The 12,762-nt window shown below is 48.9% G+C and carries 12 protein-coding genes and 2 pseudogenes; 5 read left to right on the top strand and 9 right to left on the bottom strand.

Translation table 11 applies throughout. From position 1 onward, the window contains the following. The 4 genes from BMH52_RS20865 to BMH52_RS20850 form a co-directional block, all read right to left on the bottom strand. A partial coding sequence (locus tag BMH52_RS20865; protein ID WP_256575812.1) for an iron-containing alcohol dehydrogenase occupies positions 1-576 on the bottom strand: 576 nt, incomplete at its 3' end. Between the two features lie 65 nt (positions 577-641). Beyond that, on the bottom strand, positions 642-1,247 hold the full coding sequence (locus BMH52_RS20860; protein WP_032902016.1) for a TetR/AcrR family transcriptional regulator: 606 nt from the start codon (positions 1,245-1,247) through the stop codon (positions 642-644). A 794-nt stretch (positions 1,248-2,041) separates the two neighbouring features. Further along, a complete protein-coding gene (locus BMH52_RS20855) occupies positions 2,042-3,052 on the bottom strand; it encodes an NAD(P)-dependent alcohol dehydrogenase (RefSeq protein WP_073844922.1) in 1,011 nt (336 codons plus the stop codon). Between the two features lie 55 nt (positions 3,053-3,107). Beyond that, the gene (locus tag BMH52_RS20850; RefSeq protein ID WP_038443618.1) at positions 3,108-3,404 is read right to left on the bottom strand and encodes a helix-turn-helix transcriptional regulator; all 297 of its coding nucleotides are present in this window, start codon (positions 3,402-3,404) and stop codon (positions 3,108-3,110) included. A gap of 94 nt (positions 3,405-3,498) precedes the next feature. Here BMH52_RS20850 and BMH52_RS20845 point away from each other — a divergent pair. After that, positions 3,499-3,681: pseudogene (locus BMH52_RS20845) on the top strand (transposase); the annotation flags it as partial. A gap of 187 nt (positions 3,682-3,868) precedes the next feature. On the opposite strand, the gene BMH52_RS28975 reads toward BMH52_RS20845, so the two are convergent. Continuing rightward, entirely contained in the window at positions 3,869-4,528 is a 660-nt protein-coding gene (locus tag BMH52_RS28975) for a hypothetical protein (protein WP_127882195.1), read from the bottom strand. Positions 4,529-4,831: 303 nt separating this feature from the next. Here BMH52_RS28975 and BMH52_RS20840 point away from each other — a divergent pair, with 303 nt between their 5' ends. Further along, a complete protein-coding gene (locus tag BMH52_RS20840; protein ID WP_032902013.1) occupies positions 4,832-5,098 on the top strand; it encodes a helix-turn-helix domain-containing protein in 267 nt (88 codons plus the stop codon). A gap of 29 nt (positions 5,099-5,127) precedes the next feature. Here the strand turns inward: BMH52_RS20840 and BMH52_RS20835 are convergent. Both BMH52_RS20835 and BMH52_RS20830 read right to left on the bottom strand, forming a co-directional pair. After that, positions 5,128-6,095 (bottom strand): annotated as a pseudogene (locus BMH52_RS20835) (DUF932 domain-containing protein). Positions 6,096-6,166: 71 nt separating this feature from the next. Beyond that, complete coding sequence (locus BMH52_RS20830) at positions 6,167-6,496, bottom strand: hypothetical protein (RefSeq protein ID WP_057711611.1); 330 nt, start codon at positions 6,494-6,496, stop codon at positions 6,167-6,169. Positions 6,497-6,868: 372 nt separating this feature from the next. On the opposite strand from BMH52_RS20830, the gene BMH52_RS20825 reads away from it, so the two are divergent. From BMH52_RS20825 to BMH52_RS20815, 3 genes are all read left to right on the top strand, one after another. Beyond that, positions 6,869-7,138 (top strand): helix-turn-helix transcriptional regulator, encoded by a 270-nt coding sequence (locus BMH52_RS20825; protein ID WP_371915697.1) that lies wholly within the window; start codon positions 6,869-6,871, stop codon positions 7,136-7,138. Between the two features lie 28 nt (positions 7,139-7,166). After that, positions 7,167-8,621, top strand: a complete 1,455-nt coding sequence (locus BMH52_RS20820) for a YfjI family protein (RefSeq protein WP_073844920.1) — start codon at positions 7,167-7,169, stop codon at positions 8,619-8,621. 320 nt (positions 8,622-8,941) lie between these two features. Next, positions 8,942-10,042: an inovirus-type Gp2 protein gene (locus BMH52_RS20815; RefSeq protein ID WP_143192539.1), complete on the top strand. Its 1,101-nt coding sequence runs from the start codon at positions 8,942-8,944 to the stop codon at positions 10,040-10,042. A gap of 13 nt (positions 10,043-10,055) precedes the next feature. Here BMH52_RS20815 and BMH52_RS20810 read toward each other — a convergent pair whose 3' ends face one another. Further along, positions 10,056-11,072, bottom strand: a complete 1,017-nt coding sequence (locus tag BMH52_RS20810) for a hypothetical protein (RefSeq protein ID WP_073844916.1) — start codon at positions 11,070-11,072, stop codon at positions 10,056-10,058. A gap of 60 nt (positions 11,073-11,132) precedes the next feature. Continuing rightward, a complete protein-coding gene (locus tag BMH52_RS20805) occupies positions 11,133-12,464 on the bottom strand; it encodes a site-specific integrase (protein WP_073844914.1) in 1,332 nt (443 codons plus the stop codon). Between the last annotated feature and the right edge of the window lie 298 nt (positions 12,465-12,762).

Raw genomic sequence — 12,762 nt, 5'->3', positions numbered from 1 at the left:
ATGTGGCGGGGGGTTGGTGGGTTGATGGGGGGGGGGGGTTTGGGTGTTGGTGGGATTGTTTTTCTGGGTTTTTGGGCATATGTGTTTGCTTCGTCTCGGCAGCTTGTCTTGTGTTGCCCGGCGAGTAACCACGCCTCCATTGTTCATTTCCGAGCCAGTTGCCGGTAGGGTCAGAACGGTGCCAAATGGCAGCGCTCGTCGAATACTTGCACCCCGCGTTTCCAGAATGTCCCAAGCATCACCCTCGTAGCCAACAGCAGCGGCAACGAACTTGGTGCCATCGATGACCGAACCTCCACCGACAGCCAGGAGAAAATCCAAGCGATGGGTGCGAACCTGATCAACAGCCTTGATTAGCGTTTCATAGCTGGGGTTTGGCTCTATACCCCCGAATTCTTGCACTTCCCGAGAGCCTAATGCGTCACGGACTTCGCGGAGCGTACCGTTTGCACGAGCGCTCTGGCCACCATAGAGCAGCAGGATGCGGGCCGCAGCCGGAACCAGTTCATCCAGGCGGCTGATGGTTTCGTTGCCGAAGACGATTCGCGTAGGGTTGTAGAAGTCAAAATTAAACATTGCTTTAACTCCGATTAAATAGACCAGTCGTATATTTTTTGAGTAAATTTTTTACATTGAAAATTTCATCGGTCGGATACCTGACTGAGTAACAGAGAAGTAGTCTCGAAGGCCGCCTGCAAAGGCATCTGATCACGCGTGACCTTGGTCCTTAGACTGGCTCCGAGCCAAAGTTGGTACAGCATGGTCGCCAAGCCGCGGGTGTCAGTATCGCCCGGCAGAGAACCATCGTTTACAGCGTCACTCACCACATTGGCGAGACGAGTAATTACTCCTTCCATGCCATCCTGGAGCACCATACGCATTGGCTCCGATAGATCACTGACTTCCGCTGCAAGCTTCACTGCCAAGCATTTCCCCTCGGCGGGATAACAGGCTGATTGGGTTTCAATCCAGGTAGCCCAGTAGGCCAGCAAGCGTTGTGCTGCTGATACACTTGGACGGTTCAATAGCGTTTCCAATTGCACCATGTAGTCACTGAAATAGCTCTCCAAGAGCGCCTCGCCAAATGCTTCCTTGGAATTGAAGTAATGATAGAACGAACCTTTTGGCACATTCGCAGATTTAAGGATTTCGCTCAAACCAACAGCTGTGAATCCTCGCCCGGCAATGATGTTTTGAGCCGTGTCGAGGATGTGTTGCCGTACATCGGTGGTGGTCATCGTATTCATGGACGCACCATACCAACAATTAGACCAGTCGTCTACTTTGGGTTTTGAGCAAGCCCTCCGACGAAATCTTGATAATCGCAGTTCGTGAGCCAGCCATCACTTCATTTGATGCGCAGCATTATGTCGGTCCGATGATCGCCGCCGCGTTAGGAAGAAAGATCTACGATACTCGCCGGAGGGGAGCAAATTGCAGCTCTTCTCGAGTCGAGCTGATTTTGCTACAGCATTGCTTAGGCTGGGAACGAGTTTTGACATCCATCGTAAACCAAGCGGCCCGCCAGAGTTTTGGACAACGAGCTGTACGCGTCAAATTTGACGAAAAACATCGCGCTGCCCGTACTATGGCTTGAGCCGGAACGGCTGCTGGGCGGATTATCCGGATCTGTGGGCTAGAACGGTGGGTAATTGCACGGGCTTGCCCAGCCATTTGCATTCGACCTGACCAAGCATTTGCATCGGATTTCACCATCACGTTGCGTGACCATGACCGGCAGAGAGCGACCATGGCTCTGTGAGAATGCCTACGATTGTCTATTCTTCAACCCAATAACTGCATGACAAAATCGTTGTAGCCCTAATGATTCTGCTTTGACTAGAGGGGCTAAATCGAATCGTTTCATGGCACTTAGAATGACTGCTTCTTAGCTGATTGCCTCGGAGCACAGCATGGGTGAGTCGACCCACTGCTGCCGGTTGCGACAGACAGCAATGGGCAAATCCGTCTCGCGCTGCGTCGGCAGCCACCTCGGCACGACTTTGAGGTGGGCATACGGATCATGGCCATTCATGCGCGCTTAGATATCCAGGCAAATTTTGCCGAAATGCTGGTTGGTTTCCTGATACTTGAACGCTTCGACAATCTCGCTCATAGGGAAATGACGATCAATAATCGGGCGCATACCATTAACGTTGATGGCTCGGACCATATCTTGCTGCTGGCTGCGGCTGCCTACCAACACACCCTGCAGGCGCACTTGCTTGATCAATGCCGGTACAAAATTCATTGCACCGCTTACGCCACTCAGTATCCCGATGACGGAGATGTGACCAGCAACCCGAATTGCAATCATCGATTGCTCAAGCGTCGCAGGGCCGCCGACTTCTATGATGTGATCAACACCGCGGCCCCCCGTTAGAGCGCGTGCAGTTTCGCCCCAGTTAAGATCTTTGCGATAATTGATCACATGATCAGCGCCTAGTGCTTTCAGACGTTCAAGTTTTTCGTCGCTTGAAGAGGTAGCAATGACGGTAGCGCCGGCCATTTTAGCGAACTGCAGGGCAAAAATTGAAACGCCACCAGTGCCTTGAACGAGCACGGTATCGCCCGGCTTGAGTGAGTCATCGGCCATCAGAGCGCGCCATGCAGTAAGGCCGGCAGTGGTGAGCGTCGACGCTTCAGCGTGGCTGTATCCGGTCGGCGCGAGGGTGAACGATGTGGCTTGGGCAGTCACTTGCTCACGAGCGTAGCCGTCAATTCCATCACCTGGCACGCTAACAAAGCCTTCAACTAGTGGCGCGCCGCTGATCCACTCCGGGAAGAAGGTACTGACGACCGATTCACCCACCTTGAATTCAGTGACATCTGGGCCGACAGCAATGACTTCACCTGCACCATCGGCCATGGGGATGCGTTTTTCGCTAGGGCCCCACATACCGCTGACCACCGCGAAGTCGTGGTAGTTAAGCGAGTTGGCGTGCAGGCGCACGGTGATTTCGCCGTGGGCTGCGGCTCGGGCTTCGCTGCTGCCAACCACAACCTTTTCATAGCCGCCACCGGGTTGGACGAAGATTGTTTTGTTGCTCATCGGGGTTTCCTTGTGTTTTCTAATTACGCGAAATAACGAAATGAAAGGTTAAAAATTACAAATCGATGGTCAGCCTAGCCGCAAAGTCATCAATCGCCACCTCGTTGCGTCGATAGTAAGTCCATTTTCCGATGCGGGTGGTTAGCACGAAGCCTGCACGTTGCAAGATAGCTAAGTGTGCAGACGCGGTAGAAGGTGAAAGCCCTGCCTTGTGCTGCAAATGGGTTACGCACACCCCTATGGCAGGATCGCCATGATCCTGAGGTGGGAAATTACTGAGTGGGTCTTTGAGCCACTCCATCATTTGCATGCGAGTGTCATTCCCCAGGGCTTTGAGCTGTTCGAGTATCATGGCGGGCAATGTTACGGATTTTTACAAAATGTTCAATAAGTAATCTATTGCCCGGCGCAAGGGTTTGAAGTCAAAAAAAACGCATCCAGTTCAGTTTGCAAAACGACTGAAACGCTATTGGCGAAGGATTGTGAGCCGAGTTAGGTGGCCGATGCATACAGGGCAACTGGAAGGGATAAACAATCGAATTAAAGTCATCAAGCGCATGGCGTATGGCTACCGGTACAGCGAGTTCTTTTTCATGAAGATCAAGAGCGTCTTTCCCGGTAATCCGTAAAGAACCAAAAAAAAAGCCCGGCCAACAGAAGCTGGCCAGGCGCTTTAATAGTTGAGTAAATGAGTGTTGCTAGGCCGCGAGTTCCAGCACAGCGCTGCAGGGCGCGTTGTTTGATGACAGCGCCATGGCCCAACCAGAGTGAGTACATTTGATACTCAGGCTCTTGGCGAGCCAGCGGGAATAGGCGTTACTTTTTCCAGAGTGCGTACCCTGGGTTCAAACCAATTACGTCCTGCTTTGAGTTATAGCAAAACTCCATGGAGCAGTTACTGGTATCAGAAGCCATCGGTACGTAAACCGGTAGTCGATCACGGTTGACCATGTCACTACCACCGTCTATGGTTAGATCGCAGCTATTGCCTTGCGGATCGCACCATATGTCATAGGTGCCGGTAGCTGTAGCCGTTGCTTTAACTGTGGAGGTCGCAGGTGCTCCTACGACGTTGCCTGCTGGAGCGCCTCCGAATAGAGGTCCCGTACCATTTTTGTATGCCCAATCTTTGCCGTCACCGCCCGGATAAATATAAAAATCTTTGAACGCCACATATTTGACATCGCGACCCGTTATCGATTTTCCTCGATAGTTTCGATCGTTATCAATGCACTTGTCTAAAATGCGTATACAAGTAATGATTTCAAAAGAGGGCTCTTGTTGCATGGTGACTTTGCCATAGGCATCTTTATATTGGACTACAATGTCGTCAGGTCGGGTAGTGTCGGTGCATACGTTGTTGTTCGGGCCAGTGCAACTTATAGAGTCGGGAGTTGAATATTGGCTATATAGATCAACAGCGTATGCAGAGGACGTCATCAAAGTAAGCGCAAATATTTTGTACACGATTTTCATGTGATTCCCTTTTCAGATTTAAAAGCGCATAGAAAAAACAAAAGCAAGATGCATGTATCCCTGCTTTTTCTGGAAAGCCGTAACCACCGTTGACGATCCGTAGGGTGTGTACTCGTTGAGCCACTTGGTGACGAGAGGGACGAGCTAGCTCTGCGAGATGGCAATCACGTGGTTAGTTGCTTGCATTCGATCCAATCAAAAAATTGTGTAAGGGTTTTTTCGAATTTTAGCTGTATATGCTCAATCGAGTATAGTGCTTTTGCGCTTCCGAAGGCTTCATCGTTGCTTTTGCGAGCAACAGAAATGAACTCAAAGCAAGCCTTCGGGATGGCAGTGAAAATCCTGAGGAGCAGACATGGTATTGCCCAAGAGCAGCTTGCTCCGAGCCAGAGCTACGTCAGCGATGTTGAACGAGGCTTGAAAAGCCCTTCCGTAGAAAAATTAATTGAGCTTTCTGCCCATCTTGGAGTTCATCCCGCAACTGTGCTTATCAAAAGCCAGTTGCTCCAGGATCCGGAAATGTCCAAGGAAATGCTCCTGTCACAAATATCCCAGGAATTGGAAGGTTAGGATAAGCGTGCAGCCGGTTGCCCGCCGCTTTATGCCACCAATAGAAGTGCGGATTTGAGGGCTTTCTGCTTGAGCGCTGCTCCTTGGCCGAACCAAGCGGAGTCGACCCGATACTCACTGCTCTTGGACCGTCGCTCGTGATCCGTATACTTGGTTACAGCATTGAGTAATCCCCAGGCGGTACCTTGAGCTGATTCTAATGTCGATCCTCGTCCTGACCTTCATGTAGGCTCTGCACCTTGCGTAGCGCCCGTTCATTGGGAAGGACTGGCGGTAGCGGACTATCAGTGCTGGTGTCACGCAGTACGTTCGTGAAGAAGCCCATTGCTTCACGCCACTGAACCTTTCGCTCGGATAAATTTTTCATTTGGTACATGAACTCGTCCCATTGAGAGACAGCAATACCCAACTGCTTTTTCACTGCTTGCGGATCGAAGCGGGTGTTGTGGGGCACCTTGATCGCCTTGGTCGTACCGTCCAGGGCGATGGTCAGCATGTTATTGCAGACCACCTGTACCATGGTCGGGGTCGCTGTGGTGGCCAGGGTGCCGTCACAGGAGGTGGCAAGCAGCAGGTAGCCGTTTACCTGGTCGTTACCACGGAGCGTCGTGCCTTGCCCAGTACGGGCCAGCGCCCAGAACTTGCGACCGCCTTTGAGCACTCCAGCGGTTTCCAGTTCGTAGCCCGAGACTTCAGTCAGATCCCGGTAGAACTCCAGCACTTCACGTGGCTGCACCACCTGGTAGCGCTGAGAAACCACCGACAGTGGGGCCTTGGTGTCGGAGCGATACAGCACCTTCTGCTCAGGGAAGGTATGAATTGAGCCCAGGTGCCCGATGGCGTCGGACTTGAAATGCACCGGGCTGTCCTGAATCCGCCAGTCCATACCCGCTTCGCGCTGCCAGACTTCGAGCGGTTGTTTGGGGGAGAGGCGACTGCCCAGACCATGCCAGGGCGTGGCACCAACGTAAGCCATTTGTTCAACGAGATGAGCCATGGAAATGATTCCTTGCGAATGAAGGGAAAAGCGCGTCGTTTCATTAACCAACGACGCCTGTTCACAACGACTTAACGGTTGACGCTGAAGCTGTAGCCACACGCCAGGCACTGATAGTTGAGAAGGATTTTTTCATCGATCTGCTCGCCCAGCGTGGCCCCGGCAATGCCACCTGCGACCCCACCGAACAGACCACCCAAAATCGCCCCGGCGATGCTGCCGATAGCGATTCCCACCGGCCCGCCGACTACTCCCAGCACCGCGCCAGCCTCCGCTCCCGTTAGTGCTCCAGCGACCCCACTGGCCGCACCGCCCGCTGCACCAATCAAACCACCTGCTTGCTTACCAACATTTTTAGTAACCACTCGTCCTGAATTGCAGCTCGGGCACGGGGTGTACATAAATGATTCCTCTCTGTTTGCTGAGTCCACGTATCACGCAGAAATGCTGAATGACGCGCTCATCGCTGAGCGTTCATCTAGGTGATATAGGTCTGAGATTTTTTTGAATGAGGCTTGCCAAAACAACATCCCAGGGAGGGACGTTGTGGGCGGAATCTGAATGTGAGGTTTGGCGTTAAGGGCAGCTATTTTTGCTATTAATAGCTGGAATAGTACTGGCTAAGGGGAGATACATTCTATTTTGAGGCGCGAGACAGAATTGCTTTCAAAGTGGCATGTTCTAAGGCGTAACGTTAGCAAGCGTTACGCTCACGTTCTTTGAGAGTTGAGTTGCTGCTTATAGGATTGCCTCGTCCAGTCCTAACGGGTGTAATGATGTCTAATGAAAAATCAGAAGCGTTGGTTATGCTTCGCTTGAGAGATGTTTTAACGCGAACGGGTCTTTCAAGGTCAACTATTTATAACAAGCTAAATGTGGCCTCGCGTCATTATGATGCGAAATTCCCAAAGCAGATACGTGTCGGGAAAACATCTGTGCGTTGGATTGAGAGTGAAATAAATTTGTGGGTGGAAGAGTGTGTGAGGCTGTCTAGGCAGAATCAATGGTCAATGGCGGGCGTTATGTCTGCTGCAGTTTCTTAATGTTGTTTGTTGTATTTTTGGGTGAGCTATGTATTTTAACTATTTCAGAAATAGCGCAAATAAGTCTAATTTCGGAGATGATTCATATCCGAGTTTGTCGCAATTTCCCTTGCTGGATGCAGCAATAAATGAGGCTCAAGCTAATATTCAGGCTCCGCGGGGATTGATTCAAAATGCGGCCCTAACTGCAATCTCTGTTGTCTTGCAGGGCCTTGTAGATATTCGTAAACCCAATGGCCAGGTCGCTCCGACCTCGCTGATGCTTCTGGCTATTGCTGACTCGGGTGAAAGGAAGTCAACGGTTGAGAATGTTTTTTTGAAGCCGATTAGGGCCTTTCAGGCTAAACAGGGCGAGGAGGTGAAGGAGAGTCAGTCGGTGTGGAAAGTTAAGTACGATACCTGGATGGTTCGACGTAACGGAGTATTAAAAGCGATTATGAAAAAAGCATCAAAAGGGCTTTCTGCTGACGAAGAGGAGAAGGTTCTATTGGCTTTAGAGAAAGAAGCCCCAGCTAAGCCAAAAGAATTTAAGATCTTGTATGAGGACTCAACCTCTGAGGCTTTGTTTCATGGGATGTACGAAAATTTACCTGCGGCTGGTTTGATTTCAAGTGAAGGTGGAGGTGTTTTAGAAGGGCGCGCCTTTAATGACCTTTCAAAGCAAAATGCGATTTGGAGTGGTGACTCAATCACAATTGATCGTAAGACGGCGGAAAGCTTTAAACTTGTTGACGCACGGCTGACAGTCTCTCTTATGGTCCAGGAGAGCGTATTTTCGAAGTACATGGCTCATAAAGGCGGGGTGTCTAGGGGATCTGGTTTGTGGGCGCGCTTTCTAATCTGTCGCCCGGCTTCAACACAGGGGACTAGATATGTAAGCACTCAAGTACCGTCCTGGTATCATCAAACACAATTTGCCTCGCGGTTGGAGCACTTTCTTGAGATGGATCTTATTTGTTTCAGAGGAAATAAAAAAGAAAAAGAAGTGATCGGATTCGACTCCGAAGCGGCTCGGCTTTGGGTAGAGATTGCGAATGATATTGAGTCAAGGATGTGTGCAGGTGGAATACTGTATGGGCTAGGTGATCATGGTTCAAAGTTAGTTGAGGTTATTTCTAGGTTGGCTGCATTGCTTCATTGTTTTGAAGGGTTTGAGGGTGATATTTCGATGTCAACCTTGCAGGCGGCAACGGATCTTGCTAAATGGTACTCCAATGATTTTATAAAGTTGTTTGGGGAGAACTCTAAAGAGAACGATGAAGAGCAGGAATTAAATTGCTGGCTTGATAGTTTTCGTAAGGTGGGTAAGCGTTTTGTTAAAAAAAATTATATTTTGCAATGCGGGCCTGGGAAGTTTAGAAAGAAAGCTGCTCTTGAGCATGTTCTTTTGCGACTGGTAAATAACAGTGCTATCCGGATTTTGAATTATCCTGGGGACAAAACTATTTATGTTGATCTCTGTCCTTGGCAGGGTGGTTTGTAGATGATGCTAGTCTCTTTTCGGGGTACTAACTCTTTGGGTTGTTTTTGATATTTGGCGTTAGTTGTTTACGAGTTGTGTTGGTTTGTTTGTCTAGGTTTTATAGGGAGCATGTTCAAGGTGGTTATTGCTTGATTATGTATTACTATTTAATTAGATTGTTGGGTTTGTAGTTTGGTTTAATTAAATCAGTTGTTTGATGTCTAGTTAATTAGTTAGATAAGTTGATGGTGCAATAGTTGACGGTTGTGATGTCAACTGATCATTTGTCAGCAGCATGGCCCCCCCAAAGCCATGTTGCTGGCTTCTTGAGGAATCAGTGAGTGATAGATGAAGTTGATTGGATCGATAATGGAGGGTCGTTAGATCTAATGGTTGAGGAGGTCGGAGGGCTTCCTGTTTTAAGGGTAGAGGAAAGCTTGGTGTTGGAGTTGCGTTCTATTGAGAAATTAATGTGTGAGCTTGCTGATAGTAAGGGCTTTTTGTTCTCTTCTTATACTCATCAACTTTACGGGGTAAAGGTTAAGGCTGAGAGGCTTGGTCGCTATTTTGTTGACAAACTGAAGAGGGGAAAGGGAATGCTTGAACAGTACTTCCCCTGTCATGTAGTTAATCCTTATGTGGAGGTTTTTTTCAGATGTGTTGATCGAGTCGATGAGCTTCATTCGCTCAGAGTCTGGCGGGATTTACGCAATGGAGCCGCTGAGGCTTTTTCAGTTAGAATGAATGATCTCGTAGAGTTTGTGCGGCTGGAGCTGGCCAGTGATGCTTTTAAAGCCGTTTTGAAACGATTCCGTAAAGCGTCCGTTAAGCGAGTTAACAGCTTGGAAGGTTATATAGACGCTCTTTTCGCCAAGCACTCTAGGATGCTTGTTGTGCGTGTTGATTTGTCTTATCAGTCAGGCTTTGTAAGTGGTCGTGAGGATTTTTATGGCGATGTTAGTAAGGTAAAGGTACATTGGGCAAAAATGCAGAAAGATCTACACAAGGGCATTCCAGTTGATGGGTTGTTAGGGTTTGCTTGTAAGCTGGAATATGGACAGCTAAAGGGGTTTCATTTTCATTTGTTGCTTTTTTATAATGGATCAAATCATCGCCAGGATGGGGTTTTGGCTAGAATGGTTGGTGAGTATTGGCGGGACTCAATTACGGCAGGATCAGGGCGCTATTTCAATTGTAATGCAGTAAAGGATAAATATAAATATCTTGGAATAGGTATGATTAGTTTTAATCAGCTGGACAGGGTAAGCGCTTTGAAGAATAGGGTGGCGTCATATCTTACGAAAGTGGACTATTGGGTACGGCTCTCTGCTGATAGTGGCAGGTCATTTTTCAGGGGAAATATGCCAAAGCTGAAAACTATGAAGAGAGGGCGCCCTAGACGTTCATGTCCTGCTCAGGCGGCGCCTAATGGTTCTGTGTAGAAAGCCTTTTTGATTACTTTCTAGGCTTTAAGCTGATAATACTGGCAGCTGCTACGGCAAGCTTTACTGTTAGCCCGCACTCATCGCACAAATGGTTTTTAATTGTTTCCTTTTTGGGGTGATATTTTTTGGTGCTTTCTTGGCTTTGTTTCCAGAAAAGCTTTGCCGCCTCGTTTATCATAATCAACGAGATTGAGGCATGGGAAGGATATTCTTTGATGATTTCATTGCCTGGCTTTTCAATTGGTGTATACTCATAGAGCCTGTCTGGAAGTATTGCATAAGCCGCCTGATCTAGAAGATCTCCGCCTCTGAGGCTGAATCTAGATTTTAGCCAGTCTTTTATTTTTTCGATAAGTTCTTTTTTTTGATCGATTGAGGTGATTTTTTCTTTTTTGATGAATCTATCTGATGCTTCGTTCAGGATTGCAAGATCCTCTGACATCCATTCCATTTTTTGACTGTAGCGGCTCTCCTCCATTCCTTCATTAAGGATTTTTTGAGTGTCTTCTTTTTTAATTAGTATTTCCGCGGCGGTAATTTTTTCTTCTTGTGGCTGGTTGCTTTTTCGGTTAGTCACAAAAAATCCTGCGTCAACCACAAGGGATGGATAGGGTTTTAATTGTGCTTTTAGTTGTTCAATCGCCGAAATTACTGAAAGTCCTTCTTTGATGCTGCTGATAAAGGCACAGCTAAAATTATCCTTTAGGATTTCTCCGTAATCTATAATTTCAGCCCACTCAGAGGGGGGTATGGAGAAGAATTTAATGTTGGATTCTACAATTGCGTGGTAATCGTGCTCTTCGCTGAAAGGTGTGCCCCTATGCCGCTTAAATAGGCTTTGTGCTGTTTGTAGCTCATCTGAACCTGCGACGATAGCCGAGCCTGATACGTGAACTGCAACATTTCTAGGGCGGCGGCATAAAAGGGAAATCTGCAGCTTTTCGATTCTGTTTTTGAATTCACTTTCGGAGATGCTGTGCTCCTCAAGAAATTCAGTTACTGATATAACAAACTCTTTGTTTTTCATTTGTAATAGTGTCCTTGTGTAGCGCTGCTAGTCTTTTCTCTGGGCGGTTGGAGTGGTTGTCTATATCAGGCCGGATAAATGTTTGCCGAGAACTTCCCAAGCCTCCGCCATTTCTTTAGCATAGCTATGACGCTGATATATGCGTTTTACCTTATTTTCCTCTGTGTGGTTGAGGCAACGTTCAGCCACTTCAGGAAGCACGCCAATAGCAGTCATAATCGTCGCGCCTGTACGCCGCAGGTCGTGAGGCGTCCACTTTCCGCCTGGTAGCAACAGTGCTTGGGCTTTGGCGCTACGTCGGCTCATGGAGCCTTGTTCCGGAAGGCGCTGGCGATCTCCCAGCTGCTTGGTTACCGTTTTAGGGCATACATGGTCAGTTATGTAGGTGTTCGGGTAGCACCAAGGTGACAGGCTATTAATCTGCTTTACGCGCTTGAAGTGGCTAATGGCAAAGTCTGAAAGGATGATGCTGTGCGGTTTGCCGTTTTTACTATTCTCGGACGGAATCAGCCAAGTGCTTTGCTCTAGATCGATATGCTCCCATCGGGCGCTCAGGAGCTCACCAATTCGACAGCAGGTCGATAGGGCAATCCAGATTGCAGCTTCGGTGGTGACTAGCAGTCCTGCATCAGGGGCTTTCTTAGCAAGCAGCTTGATTTCGTCATCACTCAGTACTCGGTCGCGTTCAGTATCTTTGCCGCCTATCTTAGCTTTGCGGATACTGGCACTGGGATCGTGCTCAATAAGGTCGCGGTCTACGGCAAAGCGGAACATTTGACGCATAAGCGAAAAAACCATCTTGGCCATACGGTTTACACCGCGAGCGAGGAGGGCATCTGTCACCTCGGTGATATGACCCTTTTTCACATCAGCGACAGCCAAGTCGCCCAAGAAGGGCAGAACGTCCTTTTCAAGCATCCGACGAGCCTCTGCACCCTTGTCCTTGCGGTTGATGAGATCAACCTTAGCCCAGTGCTCGAATAGGTCGGTAACAGTCTTGCGTGCCGCCTGGCGAGCTTGCTCGGCTTCGGCTTCTGCTTTCTCGGCGGTGAGTCGTGCCAATTCACCATCTCGGGCTGCGATACGGGCAGCTTCCTCGGCATCCAGATGTTCACGTAAGTTGCGAGTTCCACTTTGGTAGAGGCGTGACCACTCTCCAGCTTTAGTTCTTGCTTCCTTGAGGGTAAGTCCATCAGTGCCAGTGGCGTCATATGCACCTATGGGCAGAAACACTCTTCCACCGCTGGTGTCGGTATACCTGAAGTAAAACAGGCGTTCGCCATCTGGGCGAAGACGTGCCATGAATCGGCCGCAGCCGCGAGGAGCATCCTCGATCAGCCAGGTAGGTTTGGCTGGTTTTGCGTTCATCTGTTTGTCGGTGATCGTCGCCACTTTCGCTTCCCCAGAAAGGCCAGGCTCCAGATGGTCACCGTTGGGTCACCGTTTCTCGCTGGCTTTGGTAGAATACTATCGGAAGCGGTTGGACTGTGTAAACTGTATTGGCCTAGTAAATACAGTGCTTTAGGCCTTGTTCCTGGAATTGTTTAGACTGGATTGGATTGTGATTCACCTTTATGGGGTGCTAGGGGTCGAGTGTTCGAATCACTCCGTCCCGACCATTTATTCCTGAGTAAAATCAGTCACTTAAGCCGATAAGATGAATCGGCTTTTTTGTGCCTGCGCAAAACCT

The organism is Pseudomonas sp. BTN1, assembly GCF_001907715.1.
In the GTDB taxonomy this organism is placed as follows: domain Bacteria; phylum Pseudomonadota; class Gammaproteobacteria; order Pseudomonadales; family Pseudomonadaceae; genus Aquipseudomonas; species Aquipseudomonas paracarnis.
The sequence above is the reverse complement of the archived record's forward strand: the minus strand, read 5'-3'. Positions and strand labels throughout refer to the sequence as shown.

What these genes read in the sequence shown, in the direction of transcription:
- BMH52_RS20860 (WP_032902016.1), bottom strand. Translation starts at nt 1,247, where the DNA reads ATGAATACGATGACCACCACCGATGTACGGCAACACATCCTCGACACG.
- BMH52_RS20855 (WP_073844922.1), bottom strand. Translation starts at nt 3,052, where the DNA reads ATGAGCAACAAAACAATCTTCGTCCAACCCGGTGGCGGCTATGAAAAG.
- BMH52_RS20850 (WP_038443618.1), bottom strand. Translation starts at nt 3,404, where the DNA reads ATGATACTCGAACAGCTCAAAGCCCTGGGGAATGACACTCGCATGCAA.
- BMH52_RS28975 (WP_127882195.1), bottom strand. Translation starts at nt 4,528, where the DNA reads ATGAAAATCGTGTACAAAATATTTGCGCTTACTTTGATGACGTCCTCT.
- BMH52_RS20840 (WP_032902013.1), top strand. Translation starts at nt 4,832, where the DNA reads ATGAACTCAAAGCAAGCCTTCGGGATGGCAGTGAAAATCCTGAGGAGC.
- BMH52_RS20830 (WP_057711611.1), bottom strand. Translation starts at nt 6,496, where the DNA reads ATGTACACCCCGTGCCCGAGCTGCAATTCAGGACGAGTGGTTACTAAA.
- BMH52_RS20825 (WP_371915697.1), top strand. Translation starts at nt 6,869, where the DNA reads ATGATGTCTAATGAAAAATCAGAAGCGTTGGTTATGCTTCGCTTGAGA.
- BMH52_RS20820 (WP_073844920.1), top strand. Translation starts at nt 7,167, where the DNA reads ATGTATTTTAACTATTTCAGAAATAGCGCAAATAAGTCTAATTTCGGA.
- BMH52_RS20810 (WP_073844916.1), bottom strand. Translation starts at nt 11,072, where the DNA reads ATGAAAAACAAAGAGTTTGTTATATCAGTAACTGAATTTCTTGAGGAG.